The organism is Limisphaerales bacterium (genome assembly GCA_014382585.1).
Classification (GTDB): domain Bacteria; phylum Verrucomicrobiota; class Verrucomicrobiia; order Limisphaerales; family UBA1100; genus JACNJL01.
On the sequence record JACNJL010000062.1, the window covers coordinates 1 to 18,956 of the forward strand.

An 18,956-nucleotide genomic window follows, 5' to 3' on the forward strand; every position below is an offset into this window, starting at 1 on the left:
GGTCGGCGCGTTCGTGCAGGGCTCGGCTAATTTCCTCCAAGCCCTCGGCATTGCGCCCGCTGTGGCTATTGCGCTAATGGGCGTGCTCGTCGCCTCCTTCGCCGGCACCACGCTGGACACCGCCTGCCGTTTGCAACGCTACGTGGTGCAGGAACTCGCTGCCACGTTGGGTGGAAAGGTGGGCGAATCGAATTCTCCACCCGCTGCCCCGTTCGCGTGGTTGCAAAACAAACACGGCGCAACCATCTTCGCCATTGTCATCGCCGGCGCAATGGCCGCCGTCCCGTCCGCGGGCAATGCGTGGAGCCTTGCCCACGCCGGCAAAGGCGGGCTGCTTCTTTGGCCGCTCTTTGGCGCGACCAATCAATTGCTCGCCGGCTTGTCATTTCTCGTTATCACCTTTTATTTGTGGCGGCGCGGCCGCGCGATTTGGTTTATCGCCATCCCGATGATTTTTATGCTCATCATGCCGGTCTGGGCGATGACCTATCAACTGTGGGAAGCGCCCGGTTGGTTGCTGACCGCGCGCGAAGGTTTCCCCGATCACAAACCCAACTACCTGCTCGGCAGCATCGGTTTGGCCACCATCGCGCTAGAAATTTGGATGATCATCGAAGCCATCAAAATTTTTCCCAAAGCAAAGGGGGTGCTGGAGGAAAACGCACTCGATCAACAATCGGAATCTGCTCCGGCTAAGGCATAGTATGGCGGCGCAACGCATCGGTCTATTTGGCGGCACTTTTGATCCTGTGCACCTCGGGCACACGATGGTGGCGCAGGCGGCTTTGGCGGAGGTGCGCTTGGATCGGCTGTTTATTATTCCTGCCGCGCAATCGCCATTCAAGCCGGAGCAAACGGCCGCGCCGGCGGTGGCGCGTTTGGAGTGGTTGCGATTGGCGTTTGCCGATGAACCGCATTGCGAAATTGATGCGCAGGAAATCGAGCGCGAAGGCGTTTCGTTCACCATCGATACGGTGCGCAATTATGCGGCACGCTTCCCGGAGGCGGAGTTATTCTATCTCATTGGCGCGGATCACGTACCGACGCTGCCGGAATGGCGCGAGGCGGCGGCGCTTGCGGACGCAGTCACTTTTGTGGTAGTGCCACGCGCCGGTGAACCCGCCGTGGAATTCCCGCCCTCGTTTCGCGGCACGATGTTACGCGGGGAACCGATGGCAATTTCGTCCAGCGATTTGCGCGAACGTTTGCGTGCGGGGGAAGCAATTGAAAATTATGTGTCGCCGCAAGTTGCGGATGCGCTGAAAGTGAAGCATAGTTATTGAAACTGAAATGGAAGGACAAGCATTGGCTCTGGCGTGCCGCGAATACGCCGACGACAAAAAGGCGGGGAATCTGCTCGTGCTCGACGTGCGCGAGGTATCGACCATCACCGATTATTTTGTGATCGCCACCGGCAACAGCGAGCCGCACGTGCGCGCGATCTGGACGGATATCGCCGGGCGCCTCCAAAAAGATCATGCCGTGCGCCCGCCTAAACCCGAGGGCGATCGAAGAAACCAATGGGTCGTGCTGGATTACTACGACGTGATTGTGCACGTGATGCTTGAATCCGTCCGCGACGAATACGATCTCGAAGGCCTGTGGAACGACGCCGCTTTGGTGGAGTCCGCCGAAGTGTAGCTCGCGCCGTTGGCTCGGGTGGATTTAAATATCGGGCGTGCGACCCGGGCCATCGGCCCGGGCTACATTGAGCGATCTTCTTTCATCCCCACGGCGGCTTTCCATGCGAGCACGAGTTGGGCGACTAAGCCGAATAGCACCACCAAATTTCCAATTTGTGAGATGCCGTGCAGCGGGCCGAAGGATTTATTGGCGTAAGCGGTTTGTTCGGGGGTGGTTCCTATTTTGAAATAGTCGGGGTACTTCATTTGGTGCAGCCATTCGAGGCGCGGGGTGATGTAAATCAACCCGAACACAATCAGCGCCACCATCACCGCCAACAGTAATCCCCGCGCGCGGGGAAATTTTCCGCCGTCGCCTTCCAGTCGCCAACCGGCTAGCAAGGCCAGCACGGCGATGGCGGCGAGCGAAAGCTGAAATGCGGTGAAACGGTGGATGAGTTCCTGCGCTACGATGCCGTCGCGCGGTTTGGGGAGGGCTTCGGCCAGTTCGGGCGCGAAAAACATTGGCCCGGCCACGAAGGTGAAAAATACCGCGCCGCCCAGCCACACGGCGGCCGTGAGCACAAACACCAGTTGCGCGATGCGTTGTGGATTATTTTTCGGCTTCATTAGTTTCGCCGGCAGTTTGGGTATCGTCACCTTCGCGCTCGCCGGGCTCAGGTTTTTCTGGCTCGGCGTCTTTGTCTTCCACGGATTCTTTGAGGGGCGTGGTGTGGTATTGCACCCGTGCGGCCACGAGCGCGCCGTACAGCAGAATGAGCCACGTAAAATAAACCGCCAACATAAACACCGGCAGCAGGCCGAGGCTGCCGCCGTAGGTTTGGCTGTACCACCCTTTCTCCACCACCACGTGCGAAATATAAAGTGCGCTGGCGAGGTGATTGATCTGCCATAAAATGCCGGCCACCACGCCGCCCCAAATCGCCGCGGTCCACGAAACTTTTGTGTTCGGGATGAGCTTGTACAAAAACGTCAGGCCCGCCATTGCGAACAGCAATGGCACAAGCGTATTCACTACCGCCCCCATGGATTGCAGGCGGTCGCTGATGTTTTCAAAATGCACCGCATTGGCCAGCGCAAAGGCGAGGATGATGCAGCCGGGGCCGAGCACGAGCCCCGGCGAAAATTTCAGCAATTGCGAGTACCACACCCGACTCCGCCGCACGGCCCATAAATCATTAAACGTATCCTCCAGCTGCATCACCACCATCAGCCCGAGATACACAAACACCAACGCACTGAGCACACCGGTCTTGTCGAAGCTAACCTGTTGCGCGAGGTTATTGGTGAAGTCAGAAATATTATCGCGCAAGCCATCACGGATCTCGGCTATTTTCGCTTCCTTCTCCGGATCCTCGTGTTTGGCCGGCAATACGCTCACAATGATTTTGCTGACAAATTGTTGTGCCGGCGCCGTAGCATTCGCATCTGCCGCGCCTTTTGAGGATGGTTCGCCCACCAGCCAACCGGTCAGCACCGTGGCCAGCGCGAGCACGGGGATGAGCGCCAGCAGCGAGTTGAACGACAGCGCCGCCGCGCGCATAAAGCAGCGTTCCTCGTCAAACTTGCGATACGCCAGCAGAATAAACCGCGCCACGCGCATCCAGCGTTTGGGCAGCACCACGCGGCTTTCCTTCTCCATCACCTGCGCGAGATCTTCACGAAGGATTTTCCACGGATTCGGGATTTTCGGTAACGGATTGTCCACGGGTGCGCGGAGATTAGCAAAAAAATTTGGGTGAGACAATTTTTGAACCGCTAGGACGCAAAGCCACCCAGTTTTTTTGAACCTGGTTTCCCTTCGCAGCTTTGTGTCTTGGCGGTTCATCCTTCCCCAGTTTGAGTTTGTCAATCGCGCCGTTTTCTGCTCTACTTTTGGCGGATGGCGCGTAAGGAGGCTCCTAAAAAAACGGATTCCAAAGGAGGTGCCAACGAAGTACTCGGGATAGGGCTGCTGGCTCTGGCTGTGTTATTTTTGTTGGCGCTGTTTTCCTTTGATAAAGGCGATCTGTCGGTCAACGGCACAAACGTCAACGATCCCCTGCATAATCTTGTGGGCACGCTCGGGGCGTGGCTGGCGCAGGGCTGCTTTATGGCGCTTGGCGTGGCGGCGTATTTGTTGCCGCCGTTGACGCTGATTTTCGCCATCGCATTTTTCACCGATAAACTCGACGGCCTGCGACGGCGCTGGCCGTGGGCGGTGGCGTTGGTGTTGGCGGGATCAGCGGGGCTCAGTTTGTATCCCGGCCTCTTTGGCGGGTTGGCGAAAAGTCTGAACACGGTGGGCGCCGGGGGCTATGTGGGGATGTTGTTGCATAATGGCATTTTTCAACACGTGGGCACGGCGGGTGCCACGGTGTTATTACTGGCGGTGTACTTGGTGAGCCTGCTTTATCTTACAAATTTTCAGCTCAAAGAATGGGCCAAAACCGCGTGGTCAAAATGGAAGCTGCGCAAGGTGGATCGCTCACAGCCGCTGGCCAACGAAGAGATCGAGCTGAACCAACGTGAAGCTGAACTGCAACAGCGCGTGGCGGATTTGCAAAAGGAATTGGCCAACACCGCTCAGACGGTGCCCGCCGTCGTCAACCGCGAAGAGCCAAACATTATCGACCTCAGCCAACCGCAAGCGCGCCCCAAGGCGGCAGTGGCGGATGAAGAAGCACCGACGGAGTCGCGCCGCAAGTTGGCGGCGATTGTGTTCACTGATATCGTGGATTATTCCAGCCTCTCCAATCGCGATGAAAAAGCGGCGTTGAAGCTCCTTAAAAAACAACGCCGCTTGCTCAAGCCATTGGTCAAACAATTTGAAGGCGAATGGCTCAAGGAAATTGGCGATGGTTTACTTTTGAGTTTCGACAGTTCGCTCAGTGCTGTTGAGTGCGCGCTGGCAATTCAGGCGAAGGTGCTTGGCGAGGAGCATCTCGAACTACGCATCGGCATTCATCAGGGCGACGTCGTTCGTGAAGGTAACGACATCCTGGGCGACGGCGTGAACATCGCCTCGCGCATTGAGGAATACGCGCCGGTCGGTGGCGTGGCGGTTTCCGCAAAAATCCAGCAGGACCTCATCAGCCAACCGCAATACGAAGCACGGTTGCTCGGCGAGTTCGTCTTGGAGGGGCTCGCTCAAAAAGTTGAGATTTACACCGTGGCCGTGGCTGTGGAGGTGTTGCCCGAGACTGTCTTTGAGGACGAAGATCTTACCGCTAATCCGGAAGTGGTGGCAGTGGTGGAATCGGAGCCGGAAGAAAAAGCCGACCATGCGGTAGCCACTGTGGAGGAAATCCTTGGCGATCCCGAGGACGACACCGAGCCGACGGTGCACATCGCCCCCGCTATTTCCAGCACCGGTCCCGCTAAATTCAAACGCCCCAAACCCACCGCCGTGGCGCGCGGGCCGCTCATTGAGAATTATAAATTGCCGCCGGTTGAGTATTTGCAAGCGCCGGAATTCATCGCCGCGCCCACCGATTCCACCGACGAACTTAAATCCGCCGCCATTACCATTCAGCAAACGCTCAGGCAATTCGGCGTGGAAGTCGCGCTGGGCGACATTACCAAAGGGCCCACCATCACCCGTTTCGAGCTGCATCCTGCGCCGGGCGTGAAGATGGAAAAAATCACGACTTACACCAACAACATCACCGCCGCACTCAAGGCCGAGCGCATCAACATCCTCGCTCCCGTGCCCGGCAAAAGCACGGTGGGCGTCGAGGTGCCCAATCGCGTTAAGACAAAAGTCATTATGCGCGACTTACTCGAAAGCGATGAGTGGAAGAAGAGTAAAGCCAAAGTGCCCGTGGCGCTGGGTAAAGATGTTTACGGCAAACCTATCGTGGCGGACCTCGCCGAGATGCCGCATCTTTTGATTGCCGGCGCCACCGGCGCGGGTAAGAGCGTGTGTATGAACGGCATCGTCGCCTCATTGCTTTATAAATTTTCGCCGGATGAATTGCGGCTCGTGATGATCGATCCCAAAGTGGTGGAGTTGCAAATGTACAACACCCTGCCGCACCTCGCGATGCCGGTGGTGACCGATTCGAAAAAAGTCATCCTCGCGTTGCGCTGGGTGGTTTCGGAAATGGAAAAGCGCTATAAAATTTTTGCGAAGGAAAATGTGAAGAACATCCAATCCTTCAACAAACGCCGCCGCGACAAACCGCCCGCCGAGCCGGAGCCGCAGATGACGCTCTTTGATGGTGAGCGCGGCAATTCCGAAGGGTTTGCCGTGGAAATCGATGAGGAAATCGTGGTGCCACGCGATGAGGAAATCGAAATCCCCGATCGGCTTAGTTATATTGTGGTGGTCATTGACGAGTTGGCCGATCTCATGCTCACCGCGCCGGCCGAGGTGGAAAACGCCATCGCCCGCATCACCCAAATGGCCCGCGCCGCCGGCATTCATTGCATCGTGGCCACCCAGCGCCCGAGCGTGAAAGTCATCACCGGCGTCATCAAAGCCAATATCCCAAGCCGCATTGCATTTCAGGTTGCCTCCAAAATCGATAGCCGCGTGATCCTCGACGAGATGGGCGCGGAGAAACTCTTGGGCAAAGGCGATATGTTGTATCAACCGCCCGGCGCACCCAAGCCCATCCGTGCGCAAGGGCCGCTGGTTACCGACGAAGAGGTCCAACAAATCGTCAGCTTCATCACCGAACAGGGCAAGCCGAAGTTCGAAGTGGACATCACCCAGCAGCTTTCCAAACCCGCTTTGGCCGGCTCGGCCTCCAGCGGTGAGGATGAAGATCTCATCGAACAATGCATCGAGGTCATTCGCAGCGAGCAAAAAGCCAGTGTCTCCAAACTGCAACGCCGCCTGCGCCTCGGCTACACCCGCGCCGCGCGCATTATGGACGAGCTTGAAGATCGCGGCATCGTCGGCCCCGCCCAAGGCCACGAGCCCCGCGAAATCCTCATCGACCTCGACGGCAACGGCGCCGACGGTCGAGGCCAAGGCGTGGCGGAATTGGTTTAGGGGAATGACCAATTCCCCAAAACCCAGGGCCCAAGGAATACCCAAATCCCAACAACCCACTTTCGCGCCTCCTTGGGATTTGGTCATTGGGATTTCCTTTGGATTTGTGTTTTGGAAATTGGGCCTTCAAAATCCCCTTTCCATCCAACCCTCCTCGGCGTAACTTGCCCGCAATGGCGATGGCGACGAATCGAACTTACAAGGTGTGGGCCGCGGATGACGTGGTCTACGGCCCCATCGATTTCCCAACGCTCAGCCAATGGATCCGCGAGGTGCGTGTGACCGATGCGATGTGGCTTTATCTGGAAGACACCGAGCAATGGGCGCGCGCGGGTGATCTGCCGGAGCTCGGCCTGTATTTCGAGAAAGCCGCCGGCCTGGTGAAGCCCGGCACGATTGTCCACAGCCCGCTCATCCCCGGCGTTCCCGTGGGCACGCTGGAAGGCGTGGAAATTTTCAAGGAAATGACCGACCAACAACGCGGCCGCTTTGCTCAAAGCATGGAGGTGCAAAAGTTTGTGAAGTTCGAAATCCTTGTTAACGAAGGCGACGTGGGCGACGCGATGTTTGTGTTGCTCGAAGGCGTGGTGCGCGTCCGAAAAATGGTGGGCGGCAAGGAAACACCACTTGCCACGCTGAAGGCCGGCGAAGTGTTCGGAGAAATTTCGCTGTTCGATCGCGGCAAACGCAGTGCCGACATCGTGGCCAACAGCGATGGCGTGCTGCTCAAAATCGACGCCAAAGAATTCGAGCGCCTCGTGGATCAACAACCCGAAATCGCCACCCCCTTCCTCGCCGCCCTCGCCGCCAAAATGTCCACCCGGATGCGCGCGGACAACGAACGGCACAAGAAGGATTTGATTCTGATGCAGTCAAGCCGGTGATTTGATTTACGAATTACGATTGTTGATTGACGATTAAACCAATCGTCACTCGTAAATCTTCAATCGGAAATTTCAACCAACTGATCGTCTTCCAAAAACGTCACTTCCATCCCTCCCAATGCCTCGGCGGCTTGGGTTTTTAGGGCTTCGAGATTTTCGCGGTGTTGGCGGGAGAGGTGGGTGAAACAGACGTGGCCGATTTTTTTGGTGGCGAGGAGGGCGAAGAGTTCGGTGGGTTCCACGTGGGCGAGTTCGCAGCAGAATAAATCCAGCGGCTGGGCGAGCAACGGCTCGAGGTCGGTGGCCGCGCCGATGTCGCCACTGTGGGCGATGCGGGTGTCTTCGGTTTCCAAAATAAAACTGAACGCTTCAAAGCCTTGCGGATATTTTTCCTGAAAATGCTGGCGCAACGTTTCGAGGTGGGTGGTGGGGTGCGGCGTGATTTTTATGGGGCCAATGTGCAATGGCTCGTTGGCGGTGAGCGGGGCGAAGTCCAGCGCGGCGGGCATCAACTCGCGGAAAATAAATGCGGCATCGAGCATCCGGCGCACGGGCTCGAGGCCTTCGGCGGGCATATGCACGGTCAAATCCCGCGTGCGTTTCTCGAGCCAAAACCCCTGCATCAACATGAAAAAACCGCCAATGTGATCGCAGTGCAGATGGGTCAGCAAAATGCCATCGAGATCATCGGGCGCAATGCCGGCGGCACGCAGACGGCGGCTCACCGGCTCGCCGCAATCGATCAGCAGCGTGCGTCCGCCCAGCCGGTACACGAACGCCGAATGCCCGCGCGAATCGCCGGCCCAGCCATCGCCGGTGCCCAGCGCGTGAAGAGTTGCCTTGCTCACTTGGCGGGGAAAGCTATCGGAAAGCGCGGGTATTGTAAATGTTGGGGGCTACATTGATTCACCCAATGTTCACAATGTCATTGGGATAACTTTTTGTGCCAATCATTGTGAACGGTCGCTAAATTGGCTGCATGGCAACGGTGGCCGAACAACTCAAAGACGCACGCGAAGCGAAGGGCTTGGCGCTGGCGGAGGTGGTGGAGCTCACTCAGCTCAAGACCGACCAAGTGCAGGCGCTGGAAAGCGGCCGTTATGAGGAATTCGCCGCGACGGCGTACGTGCGCGGCTTCGTGCGCAGCTACGCGAATATGCTGAAGCTGGACACGGAAGCGCTGCTCGAACAGCTGAATGTTGAGATGGGCCAAGCCCGCGAAGGCCAGCCCGACGGCAGCAACGCTGCTCTGCGCGCGGGGATTCTCGATGCCATAATGCTCTCCTTCTCGCGCGTGAACTGGCGGCTTGTGTTGCCGGTGTTTGCGTTTGTCGCTCTTGCCGCCGGCATTTTTTATGGCGTCAAATGGAAACGCGAGTTCGACAGCACTGATCATTTGAAAAATATCGGCCCCGGCCTGTACGCGCCTGATGCCACTTCGGATGCGGATTTGCTTCCGCTTGATTCCGGCTCTTGATTTTATTTTCGGAATCACTAGGCTGGCTGCGCCCGTGGCCCGCTCGTCCCAACGCAATGCTGTTGCCGCCCCAACTCGTGTGGGGTTGATTTCGCTGGGGTGTGCCAAAAACCTTGTCGATGCCGAGGTGATGCTCGGCTCGTTGATGGCCGATGGCCTCGAGATTACCAACGAACCCGCCGAGGCCGACGCGCTGATCGTCAACACCTGTTCCTTCATCGACACCGCGCAAGAGGAAAGCGTGGACACCATTCTCGAATCCGCCGAGTACCGCGAAGCCAAACGCCCCGGCCAAGCGCTCATTGTTTCCGGCTGCCTCCCGCAACGCTTCCGCAAAGAGCTCCCCAAGCTGATGCCTGAGGTGGATGCGTTTATGGGCGTGGACCAAATCGCTGATGTCTCCCGCATCGTGCGCGAGGCTATTGATCATCGCGCCGCGAAACCCACTAACGGCGCGCCCAAGCGCGTCCGCAAAAAAGCCGCCGCGCCGATTAGCGAAATTCACCCGCGGCCCGAGTACGTGCCCGATGTGGAGACGCCGCGCTTCCGCCTCACGCCGCGCCATATGGCGTATGTCAAAATCGCCGAGGGCTGCAATCATCCGTGCAGTTTTTGCATCATCCCGCGCATGCGCGGCAGTCATCGCAGCCGCCCGCAAGCGGATCTTGTCACTGAATCGCAGCGCCTCATCAATCAGGGCGTCAAAGAGCTGAATCTTATTTCGCAGGACTCCACCTATTACGGGATGGACCTTCGCCCCGGCCATCGGCGTACCATTTCGTCGCCGGAAAATTTCGCGCGCGCCAATGCCGATCTCCCCGCCGGCGGCGCAAACCTCAGCACGTTGCTTCGTGAGCTCAACACACTGCAGGGCGATTTTTGGATTCGTTTGCTTTATACCCACCCCGCGCACTGGACTGATGAGCTCATCAAAACCATCGCCGACTGCGCGAAGGTCGCGCGTTACGTGGACATCCCGCTGCAGCACATCCACGACGTCATGCTCGAGCGAATGCGCCGCGAGACCGACGGCCAATACATCCGCGACCTCCTCGGCCGCATCCGCGAAGGCATCCCCGGCATTGCCCTGCGCACCACGTTTATTGTCGGCTTCCCCGGCGAAACTGAGAAACGATTTGAGTCGCTGCTGGAGTTTATTCGCGAAACAAAATTTGAACGACTCGGTGTGTTTGCTTACTCCAAAGAAGACGGCACGCGCGCGGGCGGAATGCGCGGGCAAATTTCTGAGGCGATCAAAAAAGAACGCTGCGCCGCCGCGATGGCCGAGCAGAAAAAAATTTCCCGCGTGCGGGGCAAAGCTAAAATCGGTGCTAAAATTAACGTGCTCGCCGAGCGCCTCGCCACCGATACCGACCTCAAAGGCGCGGACGTCCGCTCGTGGGAACACGGCCATATGCGGGACAGCACCCAAAAAAGCGCGCGCAAAAGCCCCAAACTCGATACCGCTCAATACACCCTCACCCGAGGCGAAGCCGACGCGCCGGACATTGATGGCCGCGTGTACGTGAAAGGCGAATTGCCGCTGGGCGATTTTTGCTGGGTCCGCGTGGTGGGCCACACAGATTATGATTTGATTGCGGAGAGAATATAACGACGCGATGAATCTCCCCAACAAACTCACCACCTCGCGGTTTTTCATCACGCTCTTTTTTGTGATCATCGTGTTGTGGGATACCCTCCCGTACAATACCTCGTGGGCCGCGCTGTTGTTTTTCATCGGCGGCATGACTGATATCGCCGATGGCATCATTGCCCGCCGCCGCAATTTGCAATCTGATTTCGGCGCGTTGATGGATCCCCTCGCTGATAAAATTCTCGTCACCGCCGGTTTCATTTTGCTCGTCGGAATGGAAATGAATCCGGCAACTAACCTCACAGGCTATCATCTCCCCGAAGCCATCGCCGCGCCCGGTTTGCCGGGCCACTCGCTCATCCCCGCGTGGATGGTGATCGTCATCGTTGCGCGTGAGCTCGCCATCACCGGGCTGCGCCTGCTCGCCGCCAACAAACAAGTCGTCCTTCCTGCCGAGAACATCGGCAAACGCAAAACCAATTTCCAATTCGTTGCCGTCGTCGCCATGCTCATCCTCGTGAGCTACCCCGGTTGGGGCGAAGGCTGGGTGAAATTTTTCAGCTGGGAAATCGCCGGTTGGCCCTGGAGCATTTGGGTCACCTTCATCGCCACGTGGGGCGCGGTATTGCTCACCGCCATTTCCGGCGCGCACTACCTCTGGAGCAACCGCGACCTCTACATCAAAGATATGTGATGGACCGCCTCCTCCTTTGGATCGCCCAAGGCACTTGGCTCGGTCGCGTGCCCAAAGCCCCCGGCACCGCCGGAACCCTCGGCGGTTTCCCCCTCACCGCGCTGCTCCTTTGGCCCGGAAATTTCTGGGCTTACCTCGCCGGATGCATCGTGCTCATCCCCATCTCCGCCCGCATCTGCGAACACGCCGAGCGTATCCTCGATGAAAAAGATCCGCCCTCCGTCGTGCTCGACGAAATCATCGCCATCCCCATCTGCTTCCTCGGCATCTTTGCCCTCATGGAATTTAACGGCCCCAGCCAACCCACCCTCACTGCTATTTTAGAAATCCCCAATTGGGCCGCCTGGGCCCTCGCCGCCTTCGCCCTCTTCCGCCTCTTCGACATCTGGAAACCCGGCCCCATCGATACCATCCAAAAACTCCCCAACGGCTGGGGTGTAATCATGGATGACGTGCTAGCCGGTGCAGTGGTCTGCATCCTCCTCACCGTGGCGTTTTACATCGTTTGAACCGCCAAGCCACCCAGTTTTTTTCAGTGTATTAGTTCAGTGTATTAGAAAAGGTGTGCACTCCGAGTGCGCCGCGGCGGTTTAGAAAAGAAAATGGGGCAAGGCGGGATTTGCTCCTCCCGGACCATCGGTCTGGGCTAAATTATGCGCGTTAGCGCTACTTCATTTTGTCGAAGTTTTGTTGGAGGATTTGCCAATCTTCGAGGTCTTTGGTTTTGGTGAGGAATTTTTCGTTTACAGTTTTTTCGCGGTCTTGTTTGGAGGGGCGATCGACTTGGTAGAAAATTCCGAAGTGGCCGGGGAAGGGTTGGCCGGCCAGGGCGTAGGCTTCGCCTTCGTTGGTGGGGTCATGGTCTTCGGGGACTTCGAGGAATTCGCCGCCTTTGCGGGGGTTGCTGGCGTCGAAGGCGCCGTTATAAAATTCGGTGCATTCGCTGAGGCATTCGATGAAGCCAAAGCCGTTGTGATCCATCGCGGCTTCCATCATGGCGAGGAGGTGTTTGGGGTTGGTGTGGGTGGTGCGGGCGACGAAGGTGGCGCCGGCGGCGATGGCTTGTTTGAGGGGGTTGATGGGTTGATCGACGGCGCCCCACATGTCGGTTTTGCTTTTGAATCCGATGGGTGAAGTGGGGCTGGTTTGTTTTTTGGTGAGCCCGTACACGGAGTTATCCATCACGACGTAGGTGAGGTTGACGTTTTTGCGGGCGCAATGGGTGAAATGATTTCCGCCGATGGAGAAGGCGTCGCCGTCGCCGCCAAACACAAAGAGGTCGAGGTCCTGTCGGGCCATCGCGATGCCGGTGGCGAAGGGCAGGGCGCGGCCGTGGATGAAGTGGACGCCGTGGCCCTGCACAAAGTAAGGGAAGCGGCTGCTGCAACCGATGCCGGCGACGGTGGCGATTTTCTCGTGATGGATGCCGCGGTTTTGGATGAGCTTGAAGTAGAGGGCGAGCACGGAGAAATCGCCACAGCCGGGGCACCACGTGGGGTGATCGGCGGCGAGGTCTTTTTTGGTCAGCGGTTCGCGGGTGATTTCGGCTGTGGCGCTCATGGTGTCAATTAACCGTTAAGTTCTTCGAGTTTGGTTTGTACGCGGGCGAGCACGTCTTTGACGCGCCAGGTGAGGCCGTCGGTTTTGTTGATGCCCACGATTTTTGAATTGGCAAATTTGGCGCGTAACAGGCCGCAGAGTTGGCCGTAGCCGTAGAGGCCTTCGTCGTTGTTTTCCACAACGAAGACGTGGTTGAAGCCGTCGAAAATATTTTCCAAGCCTTCGGGCATCGGATGGATGTGGCGCATGGTGAGGCAGGAAATGCTGTCGCCGGCTTTGCGGGCTTGCTCGGTGGCTTCGCGCAGGCTGCCTTGGGTGCTGCCCCAGCCGATGAGGAGCACGTTGCCTTCCTCGGGGCCAAACACTTTGGGCAATTCCAGGTTGCGTCCGAGCGCCTGCAGTTTGCTGCGGCGTTTGGTGGTCATGTCCAAATGCATTTGGGGCGAACCGCTGGGGTGACCCATTTCGTCGTGCTCAAGGCCGGTGACGACTGGATATTTGCCGTTTCTGATGTGAGTGCCGGGCGGGGCGTGCTGGGTGATGCCGTCGGGCGCGGAGAGGTCGTAGGGCTTGTGCTCGTCGCGCGGGGTGAGGTCGGGCGAAATGTCCTGGCACAATTCCTGCAACTTCGGCATCGTGAAGGCTTCGATGCGCGTGGCAATGGCTTGGTCGGTGAGAATGAAAACCGGGGTGCTGTATTGGCGCGCGATGTTCACGGCCTCGATGGCGGTGTAGAAGCAATCCTCCACGCTGGCGGGTGCAATGACCACGCGCGGGGAATCGCCGTGGCCACCGAAGACTGCGATATTGAGATCGCTTTGCTCCACGTTGGTGGGCATCCCGGTCGAGGGCCCGCCGCGTTGGACGTCGATGACGATAAGCGGAATCTCGGCCATCACCGCCCAGCCGATGGCTTCGCCCTTGAGGGAAATGCCGGGGCCGGACGAACCGGTGACTGCCACGCGACCGCCCCAACTGGCGCCGATGGCCATCGAGACTGCGGCGATTTCGTCTTCGCACTGCACAAAAACTCCGTCGTACTTGGGCAGCTCGCGGCGGAGCAGTTCCATAATATCCGACCACGGCGTGATGGGGTAGCCCGCGCCGAAGCGCACGCCGGCGGCGAGGATGCCATAGCCGAGCGCGTCATTGCCGTTGCAAACGACTTGGTCCGTGTCGCGTGCTTGGGGTTCTTCGAACGCGTAAATTTCTTCCAGCGTAGTGAGCGGATAACCGTACCCCGCGTGAAACGCCGTGAGCGCGGTGGTGGTGATGCTGCTGGCTTTGCCTTTGAAGCGTTCGGAGATGAGGCCTTCCAGTCGCGCGGCATCGAGATCGAACATCCGCGCCACGAGGCCGAGCGCAAAAATATTTTTGCCTTTGTCTTTGGCCGTGCCGCCGATGGCTTCCACCGTTAGTTCCGCGATGGGGCAGCCGATGTGGCGGTATTTTTTCAGCAACTCCGGATCCGGTTCCACGTGGCTGCTGTCGTACAAAACGATGCCGCCTTCTTTTAGAAAATTGATGTGGTTTTCGTAGCTGTGTTGATAAAACGGCATCAGCACATCCGCTTCATCACCGGAAGTGAGCACCTCGCCAGAGCCAATGCGCACCTGGAAAATCGACGGCCCGCCGGAGATGGTGGCGGGGATGGTCATAAAGGTCATCACCTCCTGCTCGCTGCGGCCGGCCAATTGGGCGAGAAACCCGCCAATGGACTGGATACCGTCCTGCGAGTTGCCGGCAATGCGGATGACGGCCTCGGTTACTTTCGAGACCTTTGGACTATCGCTAACGACCTCTTTGGTCGCGGAACTATCGCTCATTGAATATGTGGATAAAATTGCCGATTGCTACCACTAGGCCATGCGCCTTCGACTTCCCTGCAAAGGGATGCGGGAAACTATCATCATTGGGCGAGCTGTCAAACGATATTCACAAATGAGTCCAATTTTTATCGTGGTGGATAGGTAGGGAAAAACAGGTGCGAAGGTCGGGGCATCAAAAGTCATTCACAAAACCAGAGCGGGGCTTCGCCCTCCTTCGGCTCAGCAGCAACTTCGCCCTCCCGTAGGATTCGCGCCTTGCGCCGGTTCGTGGCTGCGCTCACACTCGTCGGCGAAACGATGGCTGAGGATTTGCAAATCCAATTTGATGATGCTGTATTCGCTTACACCACGGGCGATTATGCCCAAGCGGTAGCGGGATTCGAGGCGGTGCTGGCAACGGATCCGGAGCATTTTGAGGCGCGGCTGTCGCTGGGCATGGCGTTTTACCGACAGGAAAACTATGCCGCTGCCATTGAGGAAGGCCATAAAGCCGAGGCCATTAATGCCGATGAACAGCGCGTGCACACCAATCTTTCGCTCGCTTATATGAAGAGCGGCAACAAAGAAACCGCCGAGCACCACGGCTTGCAGGCCAAGATCGTCGGCTGGAAAGCCGATCCCAATGCTGCTGCGGCCACGGCGGCGGAAGGCGAGGACGATTTGAAAATGGCGGAGCCCAAGCTGGAGAATATCAAACTACCCACAAAATTCCCCGAACAACCGTGGAAGAAGAAAAACTAAAATGAAAAGCGCATACGAACTCGCGATGGAAAAGCTGGACAAAGAATCGCCGGTCCAAAAAGTCACCGACGAACTCAAAGCCGAGCTGGCTGAGCTGGATAATCTTTACCAATCAAAACTCGCCGAACGCGAAGTATTCCTCGGAGGAAAAATCGCAGAAGCCGAAGCAGCCGGCGACTTCGAAGCTCTCGAACAATTGCAACGCGAGCTGGCTAGCGACAAGAAAACGCTGGAATCAGATTTGGAGGAGAAGAAGGAGGCGGCGCGAAGCAAATAATTTTTTGAACCGCCAAGGCGCAAAAACGCCAAGATTTTGGTAGGGACGCGCTGTGCGCGTCCATGGACATGCGGCAGCATGTCCCTACCGTAAAAGATGAAATCTCAACTTCCCCTATTTTTTATGAACTGCCAAGCCGCCGAGATTTTGAAAAGGGTTTCCCTTGGCGTCTTCGCGCCTTGGCGGTTCATCATCCCTCCAGCGAGAAATAATGCAACGCCGCCACGATCACCGAGTGGCGGATTTTGTTTTCCTTAACCAACTGCGGCAAATCGTCGGCGGGCACAAGCCGTGTCCGTAAATCTTCGCCAGCGTCCATTTGCATTTCGTGGGTGCGATGGCAGTGTTCCACGAGGATGGTGTGGACGCGGTTATTCATAATGGCAGGATTGGCGAGGCATTCGCCGATCTTGCGGGCGCTGGCGGCGTCACCGGTGTAACCGGTTTCCTCCTGCAACTCTCTCAATGCTGTCACCACGGGATCGGTCTCGTGGGGATCCATCATTCCGCCAGGGATTTCCAGTTCCACCGTTTCGGTGCCGTGACGGTATTGCTCCACCATCACCACTTCGCGGTCGGGCGTGAGGGCGATGATGTTTACCCAATCGGGGCACTCAAGCACCACCATCTTATGTTCGTTGCCGGTGCGCGGGTTAACAACCGTGTCTTCGCGCAATTGAAAAATGCGATGATCGCTGATTGGCTGACTGCCGCGCTTTTCCCATTTACGAATTTCATCAGCCATTGTGTTTTTGGCGTTCGGTGTTGGCGTTCTTCATCAGCTGCAATAAATGGATGAGTGCCTGTTCGTAAGTGCGATCACCTTCGGCGGCAAGTTGATGGGCACGCTTATCGAATTGCGCGGCCATCGGGGTAGCCTTGGCGGGAGGTACGCCGAATTGTTGCAGCGCTTGTTCGAGAGCGGCCTGTTCGGCGGCGGTCATTCCACGTCGGCGTCTTCGCGCGACACGATGGAGATGGACATCACGTCCTGCCGGTCCTCGGGGCGACTGCCTTCGCCGCCGCCGCCGCACGGCACTTCGCCGAGCGTTTCCAGCACGTCCATCCCGCTGATGAGTTCGCCGAAGCAGGTGTATTCGCCATCCAAAAAACTGGCGGCCTTGAGGCAAATGAAAAACTGGCTGCCGGCTGAGTTGGGATCGCTGGAACGCGCCATCGAGATGACGCCCTTCACGTGCGGGCGATCGCTGAATTCCGCATCAATTTGGTAGCCCGGATTGCCGGTGCCCCATTCGTCTTCCCGCGCGGGGTCTTTGGTGTTCGGGTCGCCGCCCTGAATCATAAACCCCTTCACGATGCGATGGAAACACGTGCCGTCATAAAACGATTTGTTCGCCAGCTTCTTAAAATTCGCTACCGTCTCCGGCGCCACATCGTCCCAAAGTTCCACTACCATTTCGCCTTGGCTCGTGCTGATCACAGCCACCTCATCCATTTCATCAATTGAATCGTCCATCGGCGGCAACCTGCGATGCCGCGCCCGATTTGTCACGCCAAAACACAAAAAAGGCTCGCCTATTCCCGCCAATCCGCTTTGATGGAGCCGCTATGCATACCCCGTTTCTAAAACCTCTGGGCACCGCCGTTTTGGCCGTGCTGGCGTTTTCACTGCTCACCGGCTGCGGCCAACAGGATACTGCCGCAGCAACCGGCCCCGAAACCTCGGCCCCGATCACCATCGCGCCGGTTAAGCCCGAGCCCGTGGCCAATATTCCGTTGCCTGCGGAACCGGCCAAAGCGGATTTGGGCGATGGTCTTTATGCGGAATTCACTACTACCAAAGGCACCATCATCGCGCTGCTGGAGTTTGAGAAAACGCCCGTGACCGTCGCCAGCTTCGTGGGTCTCGCCGAGGGCACCAAGGATTTTGCCAATCGCCCGAAGGGCAAGCCCTATTATGACGGACTCAATTTCCATCGTGTGATTCCGGATTTTATGATCCAAGGCGGTTGCCCGAAAGGCACGGGAGGCAGCGGCCCCGGCTATAATTTTGCGGATGAAACGCGCAAGGATCTCACCCACAAAAGCGCCGGCATCCTTTCAATGGCCAACTCCGATCCTCAAGGATCAAAGGCCCCGTACTCCAACGGCGGCAGCTCCAACGGCAGCCAGTTTTTCATCACCCACCGCGCCACGCCGCATCTTGACGGATTGCACACCGTGTTTGGCCACGTGGTCATCGGGCAAGCCGTGGTTAATGCCATTGTGAAAGGCGATAAAATCAATAGCCTCAAACTCATCCGCAACGGCGCGGCGGCTACGGCGTTTAAAGTGGACGAAGCCGGTTTCAAAAAAATTAAGGAAGAAAAACAAAAATCCAAACTAGCGAAATTTGAAGAACGCATGAAAAAAGACACCGAACAATCAGACGCGCTGCTTGCCGGCCTCAAGGAAAAACACAAAGCCGAAGTGGTCACCACGAAGACCGGCTTGCGCTACATCATTACCCAGCCCGGCGAAGGCGAAGTTCCCGTCGAAGGCGACAAGCTGACGCTGAATCTGAAATTCACATTAGCCGATGGAACCGTCATTGATGATTCCAGCAAAAACGAAGATCCCCTCGTTATTCCCGTGGGTGAGAATTTGCGGCTGGATGGTTTGACCGAAGGAATTACCGGAATGAAAAAAGGCGAACACCGCACACTCGTCATCCCGCATAAGCTCGGTTTTGGCGAATCCGGCGCAGGCGATAAAATTCCACCCTTTGCTACGCTGGTTTTTCAGTTGGAAATCACCGACGTGAAGTCCGATAAAAAACTCATCGAAGCCCTCATTGCCAAGCTCAAAAAAGATCATCCCAAAGCCAAACTCGTCACCACCAAATCCGGCCTGCGCTACGTGGTGACTCAAGCCGGCGCAGGGGCAAAAGTCGGCAACGGCAAAAAAATTAAAGCGCACTACACCGGTCAGTTTCTTGATGGAAAGGTATTCGATAGCTCCGTAAAACGCGGCGAGCCGCTAGAATTTGTCGTCGGCACTGGCCAAGTGATCAAGGGGTGGGACGAGGCATTGTCGGACATGAAAAAGGGCGAGAAACGCGTTCTAATTATCCCGCATCAACTAGCCTACGGCGAACGCGGTCGCGGCCCCATCCCGCCCGCCTCCACGCTGGTATTCGACGTGGAATTGGTGGATTTTTAATCTCCGAGCGCAACCTCTAGAGTGACTTCAGAAGGGACGGGTTCCACCCCGTCCCTTTTTTGTGGTTTCAGGTAGGGCGCGCTCTCCGAGCGCGCCGTGGCGGTTTCGGAGAAA

The 18,956-nt window shown here is 57.4% G+C and carries 20 protein-coding genes; 12 read left to right on the forward strand and 8 right to left on the reverse strand.

Annotated features, from left to right (window positions below; translation table 11 throughout):
* From H8E27_14520 to rsfS, 3 genes are all read left to right on the forward strand, one after another.
* The coding region (locus tag H8E27_14520) for a carbon starvation protein A (GenBank protein ID MBC8326831.1) at window positions 1–703 on the forward strand (703 nt) is incomplete at its 5' end.
* Between the two features lies 1 nt (window position 704).
* Entirely contained in the window at window positions 705–1,283 is a 579-nt protein-coding gene (gene nadD, locus H8E27_14525) for a nicotinate (nicotinamide) nucleotide adenylyltransferase (GenBank protein MBC8326832.1), read from the forward strand.
* A 7-nt stretch (window positions 1,284–1,290) separates the two neighbouring features.
* Window positions 1,291–1,641 carry a ribosome silencing factor gene (rsfS, locus tag H8E27_14530; GenBank protein MBC8326833.1) on the forward strand — a complete coding sequence of 117 codons (351 nt, stop codon included), beginning with the start codon at window positions 1,291–1,293 and terminating at the stop codon, window positions 1,639–1,641.
* Between the two features lie 62 nt (window positions 1,642–1,703).
* On the opposite strand, the gene H8E27_14535 is transcribed toward rsfS, so the two are convergent.
* Window positions 1,704–2,252: a DUF4149 domain-containing protein gene (locus H8E27_14535; GenBank protein ID MBC8326834.1), complete on the reverse strand. Its 549-nt coding sequence runs from the start codon at window positions 2,250–2,252 to the stop codon at window positions 1,704–1,706.
* Entirely contained in the window at window positions 2,236–3,351 is a 1,116-nt protein-coding gene (locus H8E27_14540) for a YihY/virulence factor BrkB family protein (protein ID MBC8326835.1), read from the reverse strand. The genes H8E27_14535 and H8E27_14540 overlap by 17 nt, the downstream gene beginning before the upstream one ends.
* Before the next feature lie 174 nt (window positions 3,352–3,525).
* Between H8E27_14540 and H8E27_14545 the strand changes: the two genes are divergently transcribed.
* Together H8E27_14545 and H8E27_14550 are read left to right on the forward strand one after the other, a co-directional pair.
* Entirely contained in the window at window positions 3,526–6,624 is a 3,099-nt protein-coding gene (locus H8E27_14545) for a DNA translocase FtsK 4TM domain-containing protein (GenBank protein MBC8326836.1), read from the forward strand.
* Window positions 6,625–6,803: 179 nt separating this feature from the next.
* The gene (locus tag H8E27_14550) at window positions 6,804–7,508 is read left to right on the forward strand and encodes a cyclic nucleotide-binding domain-containing protein (protein ID MBC8326837.1); all 705 of its coding nucleotides are present in this window, start codon (window positions 6,804–6,806) and stop codon (window positions 7,506–7,508) included.
* Between the two features lie 59 nt (window positions 7,509–7,567).
* Here the strand turns inward: H8E27_14550 and H8E27_14555 are convergent, their stop codons facing one another.
* Window positions 7,568–8,356, reverse strand: a complete 789-nt coding sequence (locus H8E27_14555; GenBank protein ID MBC8326838.1) for a ribonuclease Z — start codon at window positions 8,354–8,356, stop codon at window positions 7,568–7,570.
* Between the two features lie 131 nt (window positions 8,357–8,487).
* On the opposite strand from H8E27_14555, the gene H8E27_14560 reads away from it, so the two are divergent.
* From H8E27_14560 to H8E27_14575, 4 genes are read left to right on the forward strand one after another with little or no spacing between them, the layout of a single operon-like run.
* The gene (locus H8E27_14560) at window positions 8,488–8,985 is read left to right on the forward strand and encodes a helix-turn-helix domain-containing protein (GenBank protein ID MBC8326839.1); all 498 of its coding nucleotides are present in this window, start codon (window positions 8,488–8,490) and stop codon (window positions 8,983–8,985) included.
* Window positions 8,951–10,597 (forward strand): 30S ribosomal protein S12 methylthiotransferase RimO, encoded by a 1,647-nt coding sequence (gene rimO, locus H8E27_14565; GenBank protein ID MBC8326840.1) that lies wholly within the window; start codon window positions 8,951–8,953, stop codon window positions 10,595–10,597. Before H8E27_14560 ends, rimO begins: the two co-directional genes overlap by 35 nt.
* Window positions 10,598–10,604: 7 nt before the next feature.
* On the forward strand, window positions 10,605–11,273 hold the full coding sequence (locus H8E27_14570; protein ID MBC8326841.1) for a CDP-alcohol phosphatidyltransferase family protein: 669 nt from the start codon (window positions 10,605–10,607) through the stop codon (window positions 11,271–11,273).
* Window positions 11,273–11,782: a phosphatidylglycerophosphatase A gene (locus H8E27_14575; protein ID MBC8326842.1), complete on the forward strand. Its 510-nt coding sequence runs from the start codon at window positions 11,273–11,275 to the stop codon at window positions 11,780–11,782. The genes H8E27_14570 and H8E27_14575 overlap by 1 nt, the downstream gene beginning before the upstream one ends.
* 157 nt (window positions 11,783–11,939) lie before the next feature.
* Here the strand turns inward: H8E27_14575 and H8E27_14580 are convergent, their stop codons facing one another.
* Window positions 11,940–12,833: a pyruvate ferredoxin oxidoreductase gene (locus H8E27_14580; protein MBC8326843.1), complete on the reverse strand. Its 894-nt coding sequence runs from the start codon at window positions 12,831–12,833 to the stop codon at window positions 11,940–11,942.
* 8 nt (window positions 12,834–12,841) lie between these two features.
* Window positions 12,842–14,659, reverse strand: a complete 1,818-nt coding sequence (locus H8E27_14585; protein ID MBC8326844.1) for a 2-oxoacid:acceptor oxidoreductase subunit alpha — start codon at window positions 14,657–14,659, stop codon at window positions 12,842–12,844.
* Between the two features lie 300 nt (window positions 14,660–14,959).
* On the opposite strand from H8E27_14585, the gene H8E27_14590 reads away from it, so the two are divergent.
* Complete coding sequence (locus H8E27_14590) at window positions 14,960–15,403, forward strand: tetratricopeptide repeat protein (GenBank protein ID MBC8326845.1); 444 nt, start codon at window positions 14,960–14,962, stop codon at window positions 15,401–15,403.
* A gap of 1 nt (window position 15,404) precedes the next feature.
* Window positions 15,405–15,680, forward strand: a complete 276-nt coding sequence (locus H8E27_14595) for a hypothetical protein (GenBank protein ID MBC8326846.1) — start codon at window positions 15,405–15,407, stop codon at window positions 15,678–15,680.
* Between the two features lie 190 nt (window positions 15,681–15,870).
* On the opposite strand, the gene H8E27_14600 is transcribed toward H8E27_14595, so the two are convergent.
* From H8E27_14600 to H8E27_14610, 3 genes are read right to left on the reverse strand one after another with little or no spacing between them, the layout of a single operon-like run.
* Window positions 15,871–16,425, reverse strand: coding sequence for an NUDIX hydrolase (locus H8E27_14600; protein ID MBC8326847.1), 555 nt, complete (start codon window positions 16,423–16,425; stop codon window positions 15,871–15,873).
* Entirely contained in the window at window positions 16,418–16,624 is a 207-nt protein-coding gene (locus H8E27_14605; protein MBC8326848.1) for a hypothetical protein, read from the reverse strand. Before H8E27_14605 ends, H8E27_14600 begins: the two co-directional genes overlap by 8 nt.
* A complete protein-coding gene (locus H8E27_14610; protein ID MBC8326849.1) occupies window positions 16,621–17,157 on the reverse strand; it encodes a peptidylprolyl isomerase in 537 nt (178 codons plus the stop codon). Before H8E27_14610 ends, H8E27_14605 begins: the two co-directional genes overlap by 4 nt.
* A 92-nt stretch (window positions 17,158–17,249) precedes the next feature.
* Between H8E27_14610 and H8E27_14615 the strand changes: the two genes are divergently transcribed.
* On the forward strand, window positions 17,250–18,842 hold the full coding sequence (locus H8E27_14615; protein MBC8326850.1) for an FKBP-type peptidyl-prolyl cis-trans isomerase: 1,593 nt from the start codon (window positions 17,250–17,252) through the stop codon (window positions 18,840–18,842).
* Window positions 18,843–18,956: the final 114 nt, after the last annotated feature.

Bases quoted from the DNA above. Each gene is read 5' to 3' on its own strand.
- H8E27_14600 (MBC8326847.1), bottom strand. From the start codon at position 16,425: ATGGCTGATGAAATTCGTAAATGGGAAAAGCGCGGCAGTCAGCCAATC.
- H8E27_14595 (MBC8326846.1), top strand. From the start codon at position 15,405: ATGAAAAGCGCATACGAACTCGCGATGGAAAAGCTGGACAAAGAATCG.
- H8E27_14585 (MBC8326844.1), bottom strand. From the start codon at position 14,659: ATGAGCGATAGTTCCGCGACCAAAGAGGTCGTTAGCGATAGTCCAAAG.
- H8E27_14575 (MBC8326842.1), top strand. From the start codon at position 11,273: ATGGACCGCCTCCTCCTTTGGATCGCCCAAGGCACTTGGCTCGGTCGC.
- H8E27_14605 (MBC8326848.1), bottom strand. From the start codon at position 16,624: ATGACCGCCGCCGAACAGGCCGCTCTCGAACAAGCGCTGCAACAATTC.
- H8E27_14570 (MBC8326841.1), top strand. From the start codon at position 10,605: ATGAATCTCCCCAACAAACTCACCACCTCGCGGTTTTTCATCACGCTC.
- H8E27_14615 (MBC8326850.1), top strand. From the start codon at position 17,250: ATGCATACCCCGTTTCTAAAACCTCTGGGCACCGCCGTTTTGGCCGTG.
- rsfS (MBC8326833.1), top strand. From the start codon at position 1,291: ATGGAAGGACAAGCATTGGCTCTGGCGTGCCGCGAATACGCCGACGAC.
- rimO (MBC8326840.1), top strand. From the start codon at position 8,951: ATGCGGATTTGCTTCCGCTTGATTCCGGCTCTTGATTTTATTTTCGGA.
- H8E27_14560 (MBC8326839.1), top strand. From the start codon at position 8,488: ATGGCAACGGTGGCCGAACAACTCAAAGACGCACGCGAAGCGAAGGGC.
- H8E27_14580 (MBC8326843.1), bottom strand. From the start codon at position 12,833: ATGAGCGCCACAGCCGAAATCACCCGCGAACCGCTGACCAAAAAAGAC.
- H8E27_14535 (MBC8326834.1), bottom strand. From the start codon at position 2,252: ATGAAGCCGAAAAATAATCCACAACGCATCGCGCAACTGGTGTTTGTG.
- H8E27_14590 (MBC8326845.1), top strand. From the start codon at position 14,960: ATGGCTGAGGATTTGCAAATCCAATTTGATGATGCTGTATTCGCTTAC.
- H8E27_14550 (MBC8326837.1), top strand. From the start codon at position 6,804: ATGGCGACGAATCGAACTTACAAGGTGTGGGCCGCGGATGACGTGGTC.
- H8E27_14610 (MBC8326849.1), bottom strand. From the start codon at position 17,157: ATGGACGATTCAATTGATGAAATGGATGAGGTGGCTGTGATCAGCACG.
- H8E27_14545 (MBC8326836.1), top strand. From the start codon at position 3,526: ATGGCGCGTAAGGAGGCTCCTAAAAAAACGGATTCCAAAGGAGGTGCC.
- nadD (MBC8326832.1), top strand. From the start codon at position 705: ATGGCGGCGCAACGCATCGGTCTATTTGGCGGCACTTTTGATCCTGTG.